Annotated in this window: 12 protein-coding genes; 4 read left to right on the forward strand and 8 right to left on the reverse strand. The window is 50.7% G+C overall.

Annotation, left to right across the window (positions count from 1 at the left end; translation table 11 throughout):
• Window positions 1-52 precede the first annotated feature (52 nt).
• The 3 genes from SYNPCCP_RS09975 (at window position 53) to radA (ending at window position 4,390) form a co-directional block, all read left to right on the forward strand.
• Window positions 53-1,012: a DNA polymerase III subunit delta' gene (locus SYNPCCP_RS09975; protein ID WP_010873109.1), complete on the forward strand. Its 960-nt coding sequence runs from the start codon at window positions 53-55 to the stop codon at window positions 1,010-1,012.
• A 318-nt stretch (window positions 1,013-1,330) separates the two neighbouring features.
• Entirely contained in the window at window positions 1,331-2,671 is a 1,341-nt protein-coding gene (gene urtA / locus SYNPCCP_RS09980) for an urea ABC transporter substrate-binding protein (protein WP_010873110.1), read from the forward strand.
• 201 nt (window positions 2,672-2,872) lie between these two features.
• Window positions 2,873-4,390: a DNA repair protein RadA gene (gene radA, locus SYNPCCP_RS09985; protein ID WP_010873111.1), complete on the forward strand. Its 1,518-nt coding sequence runs from the start codon at window positions 2,873-2,875 to the stop codon at window positions 4,388-4,390.
• On the opposite strand, the gene SYNPCCP_RS09990 is transcribed toward radA, so the two are convergent.
• From SYNPCCP_RS09990 to nusB, 4 genes are all read right to left on the reverse strand, one after another.
• The gene (locus SYNPCCP_RS09990) at window positions 4,387-4,971 is read right to left on the reverse strand and encodes a pentapeptide repeat-containing protein (RefSeq protein WP_020862273.1); all 585 of its coding nucleotides are present in this window, start codon (window positions 4,969-4,971) and stop codon (window positions 4,387-4,389) included. The genes radA and SYNPCCP_RS09990 overlap by 4 nt on opposite strands.
• Before the next feature lie 207 nt (window positions 4,972-5,178).
• Window positions 5,179-6,801 (reverse strand): sodium:proton antiporter, encoded by a 1,623-nt coding sequence (locus SYNPCCP_RS09995; protein WP_010873113.1) that lies wholly within the window; start codon window positions 6,799-6,801, stop codon window positions 5,179-5,181.
• A 47-nt stretch (window positions 6,802-6,848) separates the two neighbouring features.
• Window positions 6,849-7,322 (reverse strand): DUF2996 domain-containing protein, encoded by a 474-nt coding sequence (locus tag SYNPCCP_RS10000; RefSeq protein ID WP_010873114.1) that lies wholly within the window; start codon window positions 7,320-7,322, stop codon window positions 6,849-6,851.
• Between the two features lie 30 nt (window positions 7,323-7,352).
• A complete protein-coding gene (gene nusB / locus SYNPCCP_RS10005; protein WP_014407122.1) occupies window positions 7,353-8,018 on the reverse strand; it encodes a transcription antitermination factor NusB in 666 nt (221 codons plus the stop codon).
• Between the two features lie 228 nt (window positions 8,019-8,246).
• Here nusB and SYNPCCP_RS10010 point away from each other — a divergent pair, with 228 nt between their 5' ends.
• Window positions 8,247-10,055 (forward strand): phosphodiester glycosidase family protein, encoded by a 1,809-nt coding sequence (locus tag SYNPCCP_RS10010; RefSeq protein WP_223211271.1) that lies wholly within the window; start codon window positions 8,247-8,249, stop codon window positions 10,053-10,055.
• 18 nt (window positions 10,056-10,073) lie between these two features.
• Here the strand turns inward: SYNPCCP_RS10010 and priA are convergent, their stop codons facing one another.
• From priA to SYNPCCP_RS10030, 4 genes are all read right to left on the reverse strand, one after another.
• Entirely contained in the window at window positions 10,074-12,569 is a 2,496-nt protein-coding gene (priA, locus tag SYNPCCP_RS10015) for a primosomal protein N' (protein WP_010873117.1), read from the reverse strand.
• A gap of 6 nt (window positions 12,570-12,575) precedes the next feature.
• Window positions 12,576-12,989, reverse strand: coding sequence for a hypothetical protein (locus tag SYNPCCP_RS10020; protein WP_010873118.1), 414 nt, complete (start codon window positions 12,987-12,989; stop codon window positions 12,576-12,578).
• A 117-nt stretch (window positions 12,990-13,106) separates the two neighbouring features.
• Window positions 13,107-13,454, reverse strand: coding sequence for a YtxH domain-containing protein (locus tag SYNPCCP_RS10025; protein WP_041425826.1), 348 nt, complete (start codon window positions 13,452-13,454; stop codon window positions 13,107-13,109).
• Between the two features lie 96 nt (window positions 13,455-13,550).
• Window positions 13,551-18,287 (reverse strand): EAL domain-containing protein, encoded by a 4,737-nt coding sequence (locus SYNPCCP_RS10030; RefSeq protein WP_010873120.1) that lies wholly within the window; start codon window positions 18,285-18,287, stop codon window positions 13,551-13,553.
• Between the last annotated feature and the right edge of the window lie 137 nt (window positions 18,288-18,424).

The raw sequence follows: 18,424 nt of genomic DNA on the forward strand, positions 1-18,424 counted from the left end.
CAGGGAAAATTAAGTATTAATCTTGTTTAGGGTAACAAAGTTGGGCAGGGCCATGAATCGCTTCCAATCTATCCTTGGTCAAGACCAAGCCATTGCTCTACTCCAACAGGCGATCGCCCAGAAACGCATTGCTCCGGCCTATTTGCTAGTGGGGCCAGAGGGGGTGGGCAAAAGTTTAGCCGCCAAGGCCTTTGGGGAAACCTTGCTAATGGGCTTGGGTACTAAAAGCGATCGCCAGGAACGTTTTTTTGCCGGGAATCATCCCGATTTATTGAAAATAGAACCCACTTTTCAACACCAGGGCAAACTGCTAACCGCCAGCGAAGCAGACCAGGCTGGACTTAAACGACGGGCGGCTCCATTAATCCGAGTGGAACAGGTGCGGGAAATCAACCGTTTCCTCAGTCGTCCCCCGTTGGAAGCAGACAGGGCTGTGATTCTGATCGAGGAAGCCCAAGCTATGAATGAAGGGGCCGCCAATGCCTTGCTCAAAACCTTGGAAGAACCAGGAAGGGCTACTTTAATCCTTTTGGCCCCCAGCGTTGATGTCCTGTTGCCCACCATTGTTTCCCGCTGTCAACGCATCCCCTTTTATCGTTTAGGGGAAGGTGATATGACCAAAATTTTGCAGAGATTGGGCCGTCAGGAAATCCTCCACCACCCCGAACTGTTGGCGATCGCCCAGGGGAGTCCCGGTCTGTTATTTCAAGCTTGGGAGCAAATGCAGAGCATTCCGGCGGAACTGCGGCAAAAGTTAATGCAACCACCAACTAGTCCTCTAGCAGCCTTTGATTTGGCCAAGATGGTGGATGGCAACTTGGATAACAGTGCCCAACTCTGGTTAGTGGACTATCTCCAGTATCACTATTGGCATGGCCACCACCAACGGCCATGGTTAGAAATTCTGGAAAAAGCCCGTAAATACCTGGCCGCCTACGTTCAACCTCGGCTAGTGTGGGAAACGACTTTCCTCGCCCTTTATCGTTTAGAAAACTCTGGCGATCGCCGATAATTCCCCAATAACTAGCCCCAAGATTGTTCTTGCTGAACGGTTCCAATGCTAAGCCTCCCTGACAATGGGGACAAAACAGGCGCAAAAGGGGCTTAGTCGGACAAAACGGTATCCTATGCTACATAATTTTTTCTTAACCTACTCGTAGTATGGGGTCTTATTTGTTTCCGGCGGATTTACCCTGGAAATCCACTGCCTTGTTGACCAAAATAAACTGCGGATAAAAACTTTTTAAGAGCACTGTTTCCGCCCAATAAACTCCTCCCCACCAGCCAACAAGCATATTTAGAATCCTTACGAGGTAATAATTTTTCGCGTATGACTAACCCTTTTGGAAGACGTAAATTTTTGCTGTATGGATCAGCAACCCTAGGCGCCAGTCTATTGCTCAAAGCCTGTGGCGGCGGCACGGAACCTACCACCGAACCCACTGCTGAACCGACTGAGTCCCCCACCACCGGTACTGCTCCCACCGGGGAACCGATTAAAGTTGGTTTGCTCCACTCCCTCAGTGGCACCATGGCCATCAGTGAAACCACCGTGGTGGAAGCGGCGGAACTGGCGATCGAAGAGATCAATGCGGCCGGTGGAGTTTTGGGTAGACCCATTGAAGCCATCAAAGAAGATGGAGCTTCCGATTGGCCGACTTTTGCGGAAAAAGCGGCTAAGTTAATTGACCAAGATAAGGTACCCGTAGTCTTTGGTTGTTGGACTTCCGCCAGCCGGAAAGCGGTACTGCCGGTATTTGAAGCCAAAAATCATATGCTTTGGTACCCAGTACAGTACGAAGGTCAGGAATGTTCCAAAAACATTTTCTACACCGGTGCCGCCCCCAACCAACAAATTGAACCGGCGGTGGATTGGTTGCTGGAAAATAAAGGCAATAAGTTCTTCCTGGTGGGTTCCGATTACGTTTTCCCCCGCACTGCTAACACCATCATTAAAGAGCAGTTGAAAGCCAAAGGTGGCGAAACCCTTGGGGAAGATTACCTACCCCTGGGTAACACCGAAGTTACCCCTATCATCACCAAAATCCGGGAAGCCCTGCCCGATGGCGGCGTAATTTTCAACACCCTGAATGGGGACAGTAATGTTGCCTTCTTCAAGCAGATCCAAGCCGCTGGTTTGACCCCCGATAAATATCCGGTCATGTCCGTGAGTGTGGCGGAAGAGGAAGTACGTCAAATTGGTAAGGAGTATCTGCTCGGCCAGTTTGCTTCTTGGAACTATTTCCAGAGTGTGGATACCCCTGCCAACCAAAAATTTGTGGCAGCTTTTAAGGCTAAATACGGTGAAGACCGGGTGACCAACGACCCCATGGAAGCAGCTTATATTTCCGTTTACCTCTGGAAGGCGGCGGTGGAAGCGGCTGGAGATGTGGGTGAAACTCCCGAAGGCTTAGAAAAAGTCCGGGCGGCGGCGATTGGTAAAACCTTTGACGCTCCGGAAGGCATGGTGACCATGCAACCCAACCACCACATTTCCAAAACTGTCCGCATTGGGGAAGTCAATGACGAAGGTCAGTTCACCATTGTTTGGTCCAGTGATGGCCCCGTGGACCCCATTCCCTGGAACCAGTTCGTACCGGAAACCAAAGGTTTCACCTGCGATTGGACCCGCACAGATGTGGAAAATCCTGGTAAGTTCAAGGCCAGCTAAATTGGCCTAGTTTTTACTAGTTTTTAACCGAGTAAAGAACTAAAACACTGCTCACTGATTGTTTGATGGTTTGAATTATTACGGCCATTGGCCCCATTGATTTCCCTAGAACGGAATTTGAAGGGGCCAGTGGTTTTTTCTTGCTCCATTCGGCGTGATTAGGTGAAGATAGGGCCCTAAGTTTCTCCTCCATTGACAACCATGGCTAAAGCCCGGACAAAGTTTGTTTGCTCTGCCTGTGGGGCGGATCATGCCCAATGGTTTGGCCGCTGCCCCAAATGCCATGAGTATGGAAGTTTGCAGGAGGAAATTGTCAATGCCGTTTCTAGTGGTACCAATCACCGTAGTTTAGGGGCGCAAAAATCCCGTTCTTCCAAGGTAAAAACCGGCCAGCCCCAGGCGGCTTTAACTTTTTCCCAGATTCGCCAGGAAAATCAAGGGCGTTTCCTCTCTGGTTACGGGGAGTTGGACCGGGTTTTGGGAGGGGGCATTGTGCCAGGGGCGTTAATTTTAATTGGCGGAGATCCGGGCATTGGCAAATCAACTTTGTTGCTCCAGGTGGCTTTCCAGTTGGCCACCCGTTTGCCCCGGATTTTATACGTTTCAGCGGAGGAATCAGGACAACAAATTAAGCTCCGAGCCACCCGCTTAGGCATTACCCAAACCGTTGAGCCAAGCCAAGCTCAAGATGGCATAAACAATCTTGCCCACGATGGCAATTTATTTGTTTTACCGGAAACTAATTTGGACGATATTTTGCGGGAATTGGAAGCCTTGCAACCCCAGGTGGCCATCATTGACAGTATTCAAAATTTATATTTTCCGGCCCTTAGTTCGGCCCCTGGTTCCGTTTCCCAAGTGCGGGAATGTACGGGTTTATTAATGCAATTGGCCAAGCGAGATCACATTAGTTTGTTTATTGTGGGGCACGTAACTAAAGAAGGGGCGATCGCCGGGCCGAAGGTTTTGGAGCATTTGGTGGATACGGTGTTGTATTTTCAGGGCGATCGATTTGCATCCCATCGCTTGCTGAGATCCGTAAAAAATCGTTTTGGGGCCACCCAGGAAATCGGCATTTTTGAAATGGTGCAATCGGGGCTGCAGGAAGTGCTCAACCCGTCCCAATTATTTTTGGGCAGTCGGGAGGAATTTATGTCCGGCACCGCCATCACTGTGGCTTGTGAAGGTACCCGCCCCTTGGTGGTGGAATTGCAAGCTTTAGTGAGTCCCACCAGTTACGCTTCCCCTCGGCGATCGACTACTGGGGTGGACTACAATCGCCTTTTACAAGTTCTGGCTGTATTGGAAAAACGCCTGGGGGTACCCCTCTCTAAATTGGATGCGTACCTATCGGTGGCGGGGGGTCTGGAGGTGGAAGAACCGGCGGTGGATTTGGCCATGGCGATCGCCTTGGTGGCTAGTTTCCGGGACCGGGTGGTGGACCCAACCATGATTATTCTGGGGGAAATCGGTTTAGGCGGCCAAATTCGTCCCGTTTCCCAGTTAGAAATTCGTTTAAAAGAAGCGGCAAAGTTAGGGTTCAAAAAGGCCATTGTGCCCAAAGGTCAAACGGGCATTGAATCCGCTGGCATCAAGCTGATCCCTGTAGGCAAGGTCTTTGCGGCGATCGCCGTTGCTCTACCAGCCAACGAAAATACAACGGATCAAGGCAATGGGTCAGAAGCCAAAATTGAGGAGGACTTAGGTAAAAAGGATTAGGGACAAAATAGAGTCTCTTTTGTTTCTCGTCCTGTGACTGGATTGGTTCCCTTGGCTAGCCCACAAAGATAGTCCTCCGTGTCGGGCCGCAGAATAATATCCGTCAAATCAGCCCCTTCGATGTCTACTTCCCCAAACTTGGTATTGGTGCCAAAGGAACCCTCCAAGCGAGCATTGCGAAGATTAGCATGGGTCAAACGAGCCGATTCAAAATCTACGCCCCGGGCATCGGCCCCCTCTAAAATAGCCCCATCCATGTTGGCAGAAAAGAATCGTGCTCCCTGCAGATTGGCTCCAGTGAAGTCCGCCCCCCGTAAATTGGCATGGTCAAAGATGGAGCCCCGCAGATCCTGATGGGAAAAATCTGCCCCCACTAAGTTACCCCGGTTATAGTCTAGGGCTAGGCTAGGGCTTGCGAGGCTCCCCAAAGCGAGGATAAAAGTAGCAACTAGAATGCCAGTCCGGACTACGAACTGCCATCGGCCAAGGGACTGGGGCTTTTCCCTCTGGACCCTGGCGATCGCCTTCCATGGGAATAGATTGGGGGTGAAAAATTTTTGACAAATTACTAAAAAATTCATTAACATTCAGCTCCCATAGCACTTACCTTTTTCCACTATACATCAGTGCCTAAGAGCCTGTTGGTCGAGTTTTAGCTTGTCCCTAAAACCGAGCCGTTAGAAATCCGATCATGGGGGAGAAATTTTATTTAGTTTCCCCAAAAATTGGAGAGTCAGGAGAAATTTTAAAAGCGAACTAAATTGTGGTTACCTCTGCCGTTAAGTTCGTCAGTCATCCTGCAGGGCTAAAAGTTTTTCATTCAACACCTGTAAATATTCATCACTGATGTCATCGGCTAATATACCCTTTGCTAAGGCATCATTAATGGCACTTTTTTCTGCTATGTAGAGACGCCGATATAGGCCATCAATGTATTTCTTTTCCACTTCGCCCTCGGAAAAAATTAAATTTCTCTGGTTATAAAATTCTCTTAATTCTTGCTCAGAGTTGGCAATACGAGCTTGATAATCGGCGAATAGTTCTTCATATAAAAACTTAGGTAAACTTCCCGCTTCTAACAAATATTTTAACTCTCCTTGGGCGGCCTTAGCTGTGACCAAATTCAACTGGAGCATGGCAATTTTTTGAGCCAATGGAGAAGGTTTGCTTAGTTGCAATTTTTTCACCACCCAAGGCAAACTCAAACCCTGGCCAATTAGGGAAACCATCACGGTGCTGAATACCAGTGTCACCACCTGATCCCTTCCTGGTAGAGTCAGGGGCAAGGCTAAGGCCAGGGCCATCGAAAGGGAGCCTTTGACATTACCCGCAATTAAAACGTGTTGCCAACGCAGGGGCAGGGGGCGATCAAAAAAGCTGAGCAGATAAAGCAAGGGATAAATGGAGAAAACACGACCAATTTGATAGGCCACAATGGCAATCAGGGCTGCAGGAATGGTGGAGAGGAGAATACTCGGATAGACTTCAATGCCCACCAACAGAAAAATAAGAGTGTTAACTCCGAAACCGGCGTATTCCCAAAAACTTAACAGGGTGACCTTAATCGAGGCGGAGGTCTGTTTCAGAGCCAAATTACCAATTACCAACCCTGCCACCACCACGGCGATCGCACTGGAAACCCCCAGCATTTGACCAATTTGGAAAGTTCCAAGGGAAACGGACACGGTGAGGAGAATATCACTCAGGTCATCGTTGAGTTGGCGAAAAAGACCCACACAGAGATAGCCCAGCCCCAGCCCCACCAAGCCGCCCCCCACAAAGGCAACAAAAATTTGTCTAATGCCTTCCCCAGCGCTAAAGCCTCCTTGGATATGGATGGTGGTAATGACGCTGAGCAACACCATGGCCACCCCGTCATTGAGCATACTTTCCCCTTCCACAATGGTGGCTAAACGGCGGGGAACTGGCACACTCCGAAAAGCGGCAATGACGGAAACGGTGTCAGTGATAGTGAGGATAACACTAACCCCAGCGGCGGTAACCCAAGCCAAACCCAGGCCGATTTTTAACAACACAGCGGTGATAGCGGCCGATATTACGACCCCAGGGCCGGCCAACACAGTAATAGGTTTGATGGTGCTGCGTAAACGGCTGATGTCGGTGTTGATTGCCGCTTCAAAAATGAGAATGGGCAAAAAGAAATTCAGGATTAGTTCCGGATTTAGTCCAACCGATAGACCCCGGGGAATGGCTAAACCAGCCAAGACTAAGCCGATCACATAGGGAATTTTTAGCCAGCGGGCCACCAAGGCCACCAGGGTGGCCACTAAGAGAAGAATGATTAGATTCTCCACTAGGGTGGTGATGGCTAAATTATTGAGGATTAGCTCCGGCTCGGTGGGCAGACTCTGGATATTAATGTCGGCGAGGAGCACAGGGAGCTTAATCATGGAGCTGGGGAGTTACTTTTGCTGGGGCACTGGGAGTTGATCTGGGTTTAGTTGCCCCCTAGCCATTTTTGACCGTTTAACCGTTGCAGGGTGTAGAGCACCATCAGATCCAGGGTTACTTTACGCTCGTCAATCATAAAGGACTCTAGAGTGCTGGGGGGGCGATTATCCACGCTGTAGGCAAAGCCTTTGGGACCTTTGATGTCTTCCTGGAAGAAGTAGAGGTTGAACTGTTTGGAAATTTGGCGATCGCCGCTCCAGGTGCCTTGTACTTGCCAATAGGGGGTGTTGTCAGCGCCGGGGATGGCAATGGGCTTTTTGCTAAAATCCAGGGCCACCGGACCCAGGCCAATTTTGCCGAGGGCACTTTGGAGGGCCGGCAGAAAATCTTGGTTGATGAATTCGGTGAAGGGCTTCTCTTCCACTGCGGGGGGTTTAGCTTTCTTTTCAGCGGGGGCTTTGGCTTCTGTCATTAATTTGGGGAGGCGATCGCCATATACGTAAAAGGGAATGAGCGCCACTGGAGGCAGTCACAAAAAAAATAACAAATATTAACGGGGTTCACCAGGGGTGACGGGGGCTCCGTCAGTCTTTTTTTCGGTAACTCGGCGCAAGACCCCATTGATAAAACGGTGACCATCCTGACCCGAATAACGTTTGGCCAACTCCACTGCTTCATTGATGGCGACTTTTTGGGGCACACCGAGGTAATCCAGTTCGGCGATCGCCAGACGGAGTATGTCTTGATCTATTTTGGCCAGGCGGGACAGTTGCCAGTCCACCATGGCTTCTTGCAACTGCTCATCAATCTGCTGACGGCGGCGACAGACGGTGCCAATCAATTCCAACGCAAATTTTCGTACTTCCATTTGCCCCGCCAACTGCAACGTTTCCGGTAAATCCACCGCTAGGGCTAGGCGATTAATCACCGTTTCCGTTAGGGTCATAGCCTCTTCCAACATGGCCTTAGCACTGTTGAGGTTGCTAGCCCGGATTTCACTGTTTAACAGGCGTTCATGGCTACGACTCAATTCCGCCGAGGCCGTTTCTAAAATTTCATGGACTTCCCCACTCAGGGTGCGGGTGGCGGCCAACAACAATGCTTCCAGGTCGCCTTGCTCCAAGGTTTCGGGCTTAGTGTCCTTGCGGCTCAATTGGCTCAGGCTCAACAGGGACAGTTCACGGGCCACACGGCGGGGTTGTTGACGGGCAAGCATAGGTTCAAATCTCAGCAAATCAGGAGTAATACTTTCTCTGATCCTATGGCCATTGTTGGTTACTTGGATAATCTGGCCCAAGCCTAGGCGATCGCCGACTGGATTTCGATTACCATGCAACTCACCAATGCCGATGGGTTTACCCTGTGCCAGAGCCGGCACCAAAGGATTGGTTCCATTGTGGATTAATGGCAGAATGGCTCCATGGCCCTAGGGGATTTGCTGAAAATGGTTAATTGGACTAGAAATTGGTTTGGTTTTTCGTGCTTATTTGTTCTTACTCTGGCGGTAATGCTGGGGCTAAAACTGTTTTTGCCCAGTCCAGTGGTGGCCCAATCCTCTTCAGATTTTATTCAACAGGGCAATCAAATTAGCATTGACGGTAAATCCTATCCTGTGGCCTGGGGTCAATGGCAGGAGGGAGGCCAGACCCGCACCGGCCTTGGGGATACTGGGGCCATGCAGTTTCTAGGGCTAGATCTGCTTGATAACACCAGCCCCAATCAGCAACCTGTGCAATGGTTCAGTGGCGATCGCCAAACTTTAAACGCCCGTTTTGTCGCTCCCAATCGTTACCTGGATGTAACTTCCCTCTTGCAAGGCTTCGGACCGTTGCAAGCCCAGGGCAATACCCTCGTGATGCCCAACACCAATGCCCAAATTCTGACCGTGCGGGACGGTAGGCAATCCTGGGGGGAAAGGGTAGTGTTGGAACTAAGCCAACCAGCCTTTTGGCAAGTGAGCCAAGCCAGGGAAGAAGCCGTTGTCACCATTAACGCCAGCAGTACCATCGGTAGCCAAGGCAATGCCAACGCCCCCGGACTACAGGCCATTGACCAGGACGATTTGGGTGGTAAAACCAGCGGCGGGCAACAAATTCGTTATCGCCTGGAAAGATCAGGGGCCAGCAGCAAAGTCCATTTTCAATTACCCGTGGGTTACAAGCTCCAGGTTAGTACTCTTACTTCTCCCTTCCGTTTGGTAATTGATGCCCGGGCTGATGCTCCTCCGGTCAAAACTATCAACTGGACAGAGGGCATTACTTGGCAACAACGCTTTGTCAATATCAGCGGCGGCCAATTTCCCGTCACCACCGTCACCATTAACCCCCGATCTCCAGGCATTTCTTTACGACCTTTGATGGCCAATCCCACCATGGCCCAGGGCACAGCACCGTTGGTGACCATTGCTAGGGATCAACGGGCGGCGGTAGCTATCAATGCGGGCTTTTTCAACCGCAATAATCAACTTCCCCTAGGGGCAGTGTGGAGTCAGCAAAATTGGCGATCGGGGCCGATTTTGAACCGGGGGGCGATCGCCTGGAATGACCAGGGACAAACCACTTTTGGGCGCCTATCTTTGTCGGAAATAATCACCACTGGGTCTGGTCAACGCTTAACCGCCAATTATCTCAACAGTGGCTATGTGCAACGGGGCATTGCCCGCTATACCCCCGCCTGGGGCCCCAGCTATATTCCCCTCAGTGATAACGAACAGGTTTATGTGGTGCAAAATAGCCAGGTCACTGCCCAATATCCTTTGCCCAAAGCGGGCCAACAGCAAATGCCCATTCCCAGCGATGGTTATTTAATCATTGACCGGGGCAACCAAATTCCCGCCGGGGTTCTGGCTGTGGGAACCACCCTTAACGTCAATGGGCGATCGACGCCGGAAGCTTTCAACGCTTTCCCCAACGGCATGGGGGCAGGGCCCTTATTAATTGACCAGGGACGCATGGTGCTCAATGCAACAGGGGAAGGTTTTTCCAGTGCTTTTCAACAGCAACGGGCCTCCCGCAGTGCGATCGCCGTGGACAGAAACGGCAACATTATCCTGGTGGCTAGCCATAACCGGGTGGGGGGAGCTGGAGCTAGCTTGGGGGAATTTGCCCAAATTTTGCAACAGTTGGGGGCGGTGAATGCGTTGAATTTAGATGGCGGCAGTTCCACCTCCCTGGCCCTGGGGGGTCAGTTGCTGGATCGATCGCCAGTGACGGCGGCCCGGGTGAGCAATGCCATTGGCGTGTTTGTTCGTTAAATAATGGTTGTGCCGACCCTAATCAATGCTGAGGGGGTCCACGTCAATATCCAGGTAAACGGAGCTAGGGCAAATTTGTTTAATTCTCTCCAGCGGCAAAATTACTTTGATGAAGCTGGGATATTTAACTAACAACTGCCAGCGATACCGTTGGGCAATGCGGAGAATACTGGCCGGGGCGGGTCCCAAAATCTCCACGGTCTTGGGTAAAAGTTGTTCACACAAAACGGCGATCGCCTGGATCGTTTTTTCCACCTCCCTTTCATTGGTCCCCAGACAACGGAGCAAAATTAACTTGCCGTAGGGGGGATAATTTAACATTTCCCGTTGGGGTAACTCCTGGGCGATAAAACCATGGTAATTGTGGGTTTTAACGGCTTGGATCACAGGATGGCGGGGGGTATAGGTTTGGATAATCACTTGCCCCGGCTCTTCTCCCCGGCCAGCCCGGCCACTCACCTGGGTTAAGGTCTGAAAACCCCGCTCAGCAGAACGATAATCGGCAAAATTAAGTAAACTATCGGCGGCCACCACCCCCACCAAGGTAATCTGGGCCAGGTCTAACCCTTTGGTTAACATTTGCGTTCCCACCAGTAAATCTGCTTCTCCCCGTTGGAATTGATCCAACAAGGCTCGATGGGCACCTTTACGGCGGGTGGTGTCACTGTCAAAGCGAATCCAGCGTAAATCGGGAAATTCTTGGGTTAGGGCTTCGGTTACTTTTTGGGTGCCACTGCCAAAAAATTTCAGATAGGGGGAAGAACATTCCGGACACACTTTGGGCTGGATTTCCGCATGGTTACAGTAATGGCACCGCAGGAGAGGTTGGCCATTGCCCTGGACGTAGTGATAGGAAAGGGAAACGTCACAGTTGGGACATTCCAACACATAACCGCAACTGCGACAGGAGACAAAGGTGCTATGGCCCCGGCGGTTAATAAACAAAATACCTTGCTGTTGTTTGGCTTTGAGTTCCCCCAGGGCAGTTTGTAAAGCCCGACTAAAAATGGAGCGATTGCCCTGTTTTAATTCCGCCCGCATATCGACAATTTGCACCGGGGGTAGGGGGCGGGACTGCACCCGTTCTGGTAACTCTAGGTAATGTCGCTGGGGGTCATTTTGATGGCGATGAACTGTATGCCAGCTTTCCAAAGAAGGGGTAGCGGAACCCAGGATGAGGGGGCATTGTTCAAGTTCGGCCCGGCGTTGGGCCACGGTGCGGGCATGGTAATTAGGAGTTAACTGGGTTTGCTTAAAGCTACTGTCATGTTCTTCATCAAGGATGATTAATCCCAGATTAGGCAGGGGCGTAAAAATAGCGGAACGGGTACCAATGACAATCTGTTCATGACCTAGGAGAGTTTGCCGCCAGGTGTCGTACTTTTCCCCGGAAGATAGGCCGCTATGGTACACAGCCACCTTATTGCCAAAACGGGCCCGAAAACGGTCGGTTAACTGGGGGGTCAAACCAATTTCCGGTACTAGCACTAAAACCGATTGGCCCTTGCCCAGGCGATCGCCACAGATTTGCAGGTAAACTTCCGTTTTGCCGGAGCCGGTGACACCGTGGAGCAAAACCTGATGGTAACCCTGGAGGGGCAGGACAGTTTGGCAAGCTTGCTTCTGCGCAGGAGTTAGTTCTGGAGCTTGGCTGGCATTAATCGACGGTTGCTGGAAAAGCCGTAATTTTTCCCGTTCGGCGATCGCCACTAGTCCTTTTTTTGCCAAGGATTGAATGGTAGAGGCGGAACAGGGCACTGCTTTGAGTAAATCCGCTAACCACATTTCCCCCCCCTGGTTTTTGAGCACTATCAGGGTTCTGGCCTGTAGCTCCGTCAGTTTGAAACTGGGGTCAAAATTTAATAAAGTCACCATTTTGGGTAACTGGGGCTGCACCGCTTTGGGGGGTTCCAGGTAACTTTCCACCCATTGTCGTTTGAGCAAATCCCGCAACGCCTTAGTCAACCCTGGTACTTTTTGCCGCAGGTAACGGTAACTATAATCCCCTTCCTTAGATGATTGCAGTAGGGTTAGAATTTGCCTTGCTCCCTGGTGGGACGGTTGACTCAAAAACAATGGCCAGTCCGATGGCAGGCGATCGCCATTCAATTTAATGCGACGCTGGGACCGCTGGAGTAAACCTGGTGGCAACGCCATGCGAATAACGGTGATTAACTCGGTGCAATAATATTCCGCCAACCAATGCAACAGCCGCCAATAATGGGGCGCAAAAAAGCCCGATACAATTACGTCTTGAATGGGCTTAATTTTTTCCGGCGGCAAATCCGGTGGCAGTTTTGTCAAACAACCCACCACAATGCCCCCCAACTGCTGGTTACCAAAGGGCACCGCCACAATGTCCCCATCCTGCACGGTTAAACCTGGGGGAATGGCATAGGTATAAACCCCTTCATTTTGGGGTAAATCCACCAGCACCGCCGCCCAAGGGCGCACTGAATCTTCTTCCTGGTAGTTAAACCCCAATTCCGCCAGGGCTGAGGGAGAAACAGTCATATTTGCTTACTTTTTACCATTTTTTCCCTTGCTCTCCACGGTTAAATGCTCTGTGGGATAGACTTGCCAGGAATGCCAGGCTGCCTTGACTCCCGCCACAAAGCGTTTGGAACCCCCTTGCACCTTTTTGGCTCCCTCTTTGGTGATGGTTACGCCCCGGTCCACGGTTTGAACTACGTCTTCCACTGTTCTGACCCCTTGGTTTAAATCATCTGTCAATTCGCTAATTTCCAAACCCGTTAAACGAATGGCTTCCAACGTGGGGGGAAATTCCCGATTAAGGCTGTCAAATAATTTTTCTGCACTGCGTGCCGCCCGGGCCAGTTCCTGTAACGCCGGTAGGGCCACCACCAACACAGCGGTCAGGCTAATGGACACCAGGGTGAGGGAAAGACCCAGCCAGAAAAGGGGTTCGGTCATAGGTACAGAAAAAGTCAACTACGGGGGCAATGGGGTGAGGGGCGACAGCGGTGGCCACAAGTTTCTGGTGGGGAAGGATTTAAACAACCATAACCAGCCCAAAGATTAATGAAAAAACTAACTGTCCGCCAGGGTAGTTTCCGCTGTAATGTCCCTTGGTTTTGGTTCCGGTTCTGACACCACGGTGGTTTGGGTTGCTTCCACCCCAGCGGCGATCGCCTCTTTGAGCCGTTCCAGGGTGCCCTGCCAATTACGTTGGGTGGCTTCGGAAAGATAGTCTGCCTGGAGTTGCAGAGTTGTGGCCAAATCCTCGGCTAAATCGGGGAGGGCGTCGGCAGATTTTTTTAACAGTTGCCTGGTTTGTTTGCCGGAGCGGGGGGCTAACAATAACCCAGTCACCGATCCCACTAAACCGCCAATTACCATGCCTGCCAACAGAGCGCCACCTTTGTTATTGCTGGCCATGTTCCCCCGTAAAAAGAATTTCCCCCATTCTAGTGGAAGGGGAGAAAATGCTGGCCTCATTCCCCCATTTGTCTGGGTTAATCCGTTCGGCCAACTTTAACTGGCGGTTAATTTTTGATGAAATTCATCTATGGGCATGGGGCGACCGTAGAAATAACCCTGGTAAAAATTGCAACCCAACTGGGCTAAAAATTGCACCTGTTCCTCCGTTTCCACCCCTTCCGCCACGATCGCCAGATTGAAAGTGCGGGCTACGCTAATGATGGCTTCCACCAGGGCGGCATTGTTGAGGTCCTGGGGCGCATCCTGGACAAAGGCTCGGTCAATTTTCAGTTCATTCAGGGGTAACCGTTTCAGATAGGACAGGGAGGAATAGCCCGTACCAAAATCATCCACGGAAAAATGAATACCCAAAGTTTGCAGCTCAAACATGGTGGCGATCGCCTGGTGGGTATCCTCCACAATTAAACCTTCCGTCACTTCCAGGGTGAGGCGATAGGGATCTACTCCGGTGCAGGCCAGCAAGTTTTTGATTTCCTTGGCAAAGTTGGCTTGGCGGAATTGGCGGGGACTGACATTAATGGCAATGCGCAGAGTTAAGCCCAATTGTTGCAGCCGGGCTAAGTACTGACAAACTTGCTCCAGTACAAAATCGCCAATGCCCCCGATTAAGCCAATTTCTTCGGCAATGGGAATGAAAATGTTGGGGGGAATAAAACCCCGACCGGGATGATTCCAACGGAGTAAAGCCTCTGCCCCAATCCAGACACCATGGCTATCCACCTGGGGTTGCAAATAAACCTGGAATTGTTTTTGTTCCAGGGCTGAGCGTAGATCCGCCTCCAGGGCAAAGCGGGACTCCACTTCCAACTGCATCTGCGACTCGAATAAACAAACCTTATCCCGGCCAGCCTTTTTCGCTTGGTACATGGCCGTGTCCGCCTCTTTAAACAAATCGCTAACTTTTTCGTTCAGTTTGGGGAAGAGGGTTATGCCGATACTGCCGCTAATCTGTACCTGTTCCGCTTCCAGGGTAAAAGGGGTGGCTAGGGCTTGGCGAATTTTTTCCCCCACCCCCAACCCCAACCTAGCCGCCAATTCCCGGTCATGGGCCAACTCCGGCAACAGCACAATGAATTCATCTCCCCCCAAACGGGCCACGGTGTCGGAATCCCGCAAACTATCGGCCAATCTTTTTGCCACCATCTGCAACAGGCGATCGCCGCTGTCATGGCCCCGGGCATCGTTGAGGGTTTTAAAGCCATCGAGGTCTATCAAAACAATGGCACCGAAATGCTTCGACCGTTGGGCTAAAGCCAAGGCATTTTCCGCCCGGTCCAACAACAAACGACGGTTGGGCAAAGCGGTGAGGGGATCGTAATAGGCCAGGTTTTCAATCTGGGCCTCCGCCTGTTTTCGTTCCGTCACATCGGTCAAAATACCTAACATCCGCAGGGGTTTGCCCTGGCTATCCCACTCGACAATTTTGCCCAGAGAAAGGAGCCATTTCCATTGCCCCGCCATGGTTCGTTGGCGACACTCCACTGCGTAACGGGGAATTTTTCCTTGGATATATTGGTCGTAGATTTCCCTGACCCTTTGTTGATCCTGGGGGTGGATGCGCTCCAGCCAGCGTTGCTCAGTTTCTTGGAAATACTGGGGGTCGTAGCCCAAAATTTGCCCGTATTGGGGCGAAACTACGGCTTGGCCCGTTTGTAAATTAAGGTCGTAAAAACCTTGGTTGGCCGCCTCCAGAGCCAGGCGTAACCGTTCTTCGTTTTCTCCCAATTGATTCTGGGCCCGCTGGTTGGCCTGGTCTAATTGGATCGCATCCAGGGCAAAGGAAAGGTTATCGCTAATTTCCTGGAGCAAATCCTGCTCGTCTTCGCTGAAAAAGCCCGCTTCCTGGGAATAAAAAGTCAACACCGCCACTACTTGGCCGCCCTGGCGGATGGGTACAGCGGCGGAGGAAAGAAAGCCATAGCGCATGGCACTGCCACGCCAAGGAGCCATTTTGGGGTCTTGGCTAATGTTGGAGCAGATCACCAATCTTCCTTCCCTGGCGGCGGTACCGGTGGGACCCCGGCCGGCCGGTTCGTCTTTGAATGTGATGCGAATATTTTCTAGGTAAGCGGTGGTGTGACCCCCGGCCATGTAGGGAATGATGGTTTGGCGATCGGGGTCAATGAGCCCAAACCAGATCAGGGAAAACTGCCCCACTGCCACTCCCACATCGCAGATGGCCCGGAATAAATCATCCCGTTCGCGATTTTCGATGATGGCTCGGTTAACTTGGCTCAGGGTGGCGTATAGGCGGGAGAGATATTCAATGCGCTGCTGGTTTTGTTTGCGTTCACTAATGTCCCGGACTACGGCCAGTAAGCGGGATTTGCCATCAATCACTGTGGGTTGAATGGATACTTCGGCCCAAAAGAGGCTGCCATCTTGTTTTTTCGCTAACCATTCAAACATTTGGGGCTCAGCGTTTCTGGCTTGGCGGAGTTTTTGCTCAATTTCTGCTTCGGTTTTACCCGGTTTATCGGCACTGAAATCACCAATGGGCCGGCCAATGACTTCTTCTTTGTTGCCATAGCCATACATGGTCAACATAGGTTGGTTCACGTCCAGCACTGTCGCCTGGTGAGCATCTTGAATAAAAATGGCTTCGTGGGTGGAGTTAAAAATTTCCCGGTAATTGCGCTCATTTCTTTCCAAGATGATTTCGGTGTAATGGGATTCGAGGAAACGACTCAGAAATTGGCTGACCGTGTTGAGTAGGGCTTTTTCCTCCGGCAAAAAATCCCGTTCTTCGCCATAGCAAACTTCTAACTGGCCCCGATGGAAATGTTCCGTTTGGAATTCTGCTATCAAACAGTAATCGGTCTTTTGATAGTTAGGGCTTTGGTAGATGGAGTTGCCCCAGGTCAAACGGGCGGAAGCTAATTTTTCGTAGCGGAAAGCCAGGGGCAAAAGGTCTACGGTGTTTTGTAAAAACTCCTCCAGCACCAAATCCGCTTGTTGGCCCATCTGGGCGATCGCCACTAAGCAATCCATTTCCTTAACCCGTTCCCGCAATTGCCCCAGGGTTGCCCGTAATTCTTTGGTTCTTTGCCTAATCTGATGGGTGAGATTGGCCTGACTGTTGGTGATAATTGCCACAATGATGGTGACTAGAACTGTGATCCCCGTGCCCACACCAAAAGCGACCATGGCCATTTGCTTGGGATAGTTCTGGTTAAACTCTGGCCCGGGCCAAAGCAGCAGTGCATAGGCCCTGCCAAAAATAAACAGGGGGTAAACCTGGAATAGCTCCTTATTGCTCTGCCAATTGTTCATAGAGAAGGGAGAAGGGGCAGACGAAGCCAAAACCAGAGGCGATCGATCCACACTCAGTTGCAACCACTGTAATTCCAGAGATTTATCACCAAAACTAATTTCTCCAAAAGTTTGGGTCAAAAAGTCGTTCAATCGCAACACCACCGCTGCTACCCCCATGGGGGGATTTTCCAGATTACCGTCGGCAAACACTGGGGAATAAGCAACAATGCCCCTTTGTTTTCCCAATTCTTGGATCAGAGTCAGGGGATTGGTGGCGGTGGGTAGTCTATTCTCAAGGGCTTCATCCAAAGCCATTTTGGCAGACTCGTTAGAACTGACATCGAAGCCCAGGGCTATATCATTACCCGCCAATGGTTCCGCATAAAAAATTGGATAATAAACTTCCCTTCCCTCGGCAGGAACAGGTTTCCCCCGACGATTAAGTTCAAAAATTTGGAAATTCTCTATCCCATCCTGCCTGGCCCTACGTTCAAAATTTTCCCTATCGGCGGCGGTAACTTTAGGAATCCATTCCCAGGCTTGAATACTCAATTTTCTGATCATGGGTAGGGTAAACCGGGCAAACTCAGCACGGGTCACCTCCGCACTGGACTCCATAAAGCTATTGAGGCTAGAAAGACCATAATTTTGCAATTCCCAAAGTTTTTGTGCAAACAAGTTAGCCCTTGGGATGGCAAGTTGGCTAAAATTTCTTTGGCTATTGAGTAAAGAATTCTCCTGAACCACTGCTGTTAGGGCCAGGGTTAGGAACAGACCCACGATCGCCGTGGCCAAAGCTTCCCCTTGGTTAGTGATGAAAGAATTTCTCCAGCGGCGGCGTTCCTGGAGCAGATAATCTCCCCCTAAAATTAAGGCTATTAATCCCACGGAGAACAGGAGGGGAGTCCAGAGTTTTTGCTGTAATTTTTGGTGCCACTGCCTCGCTTCCATATCCATGGCAACGATCACCAAAACCCTTTCGGATTGGGGCTGTAGGATGGGCGCATAGGCCGAAACAAAATTACCCCGTTCACTATGGTATGGACCAATGACTAATTTTTTGGAAGGGAGCTCAAATAACTGTCGGACCGCCTCCGGGGGATTTTTATAGACGGCACCAGGGTCGCGGGCAAGAAAATCTCCGGACTTAAGACTATCAGGGCCAAAAAGAATTTTTCCACTCCTTATAACCATGGTGTATATGCTACGGTGCTCGAATGTCTGAGCGTAGGCAGCCATCTGATTGTGGAGTCTTTGGAAGGAAGGATTCTCCAAGTCTTGTGGGGTGAAGGAAAGCTCTTGAAAAAGTCGAAAGTTTAGGTTTAGGGAGACCATTTCCACCTGGCTCAGCAACTGTTGGCGCATCTGTTGACTAACCATTTCTATGCGCCAGTGGGCAACGGCAACTCCCCCAAAAATAATCAAAAAAATCAAGACAAGCAAAACCGCTCCCCGCCAAAACCCATGCCCCTGATGGGGCGGAACCGAAGACGGAGGAGGGGGCATGATGGACATCGGGAAATTGGGGATAGATTACCCAGGGGAAAATGCCGGAGCTACCATTTCGAACAATAGTACTTTCCTTCCTGTTGCTTGCTCCGAGGGAAGACTTAATTCTTGCTAACCATTGGGGGATGGAGTTTATACGTTTC

Origin of the sequence: Synechocystis sp. PCC 6803 substr. PCC-P (genome assembly GCF_000284455.1) — a bacterium.
GTDB lineage: Bacteria > Cyanobacteriota > Cyanobacteriia > Cyanobacteriales > Microcystaceae > Synechocystis.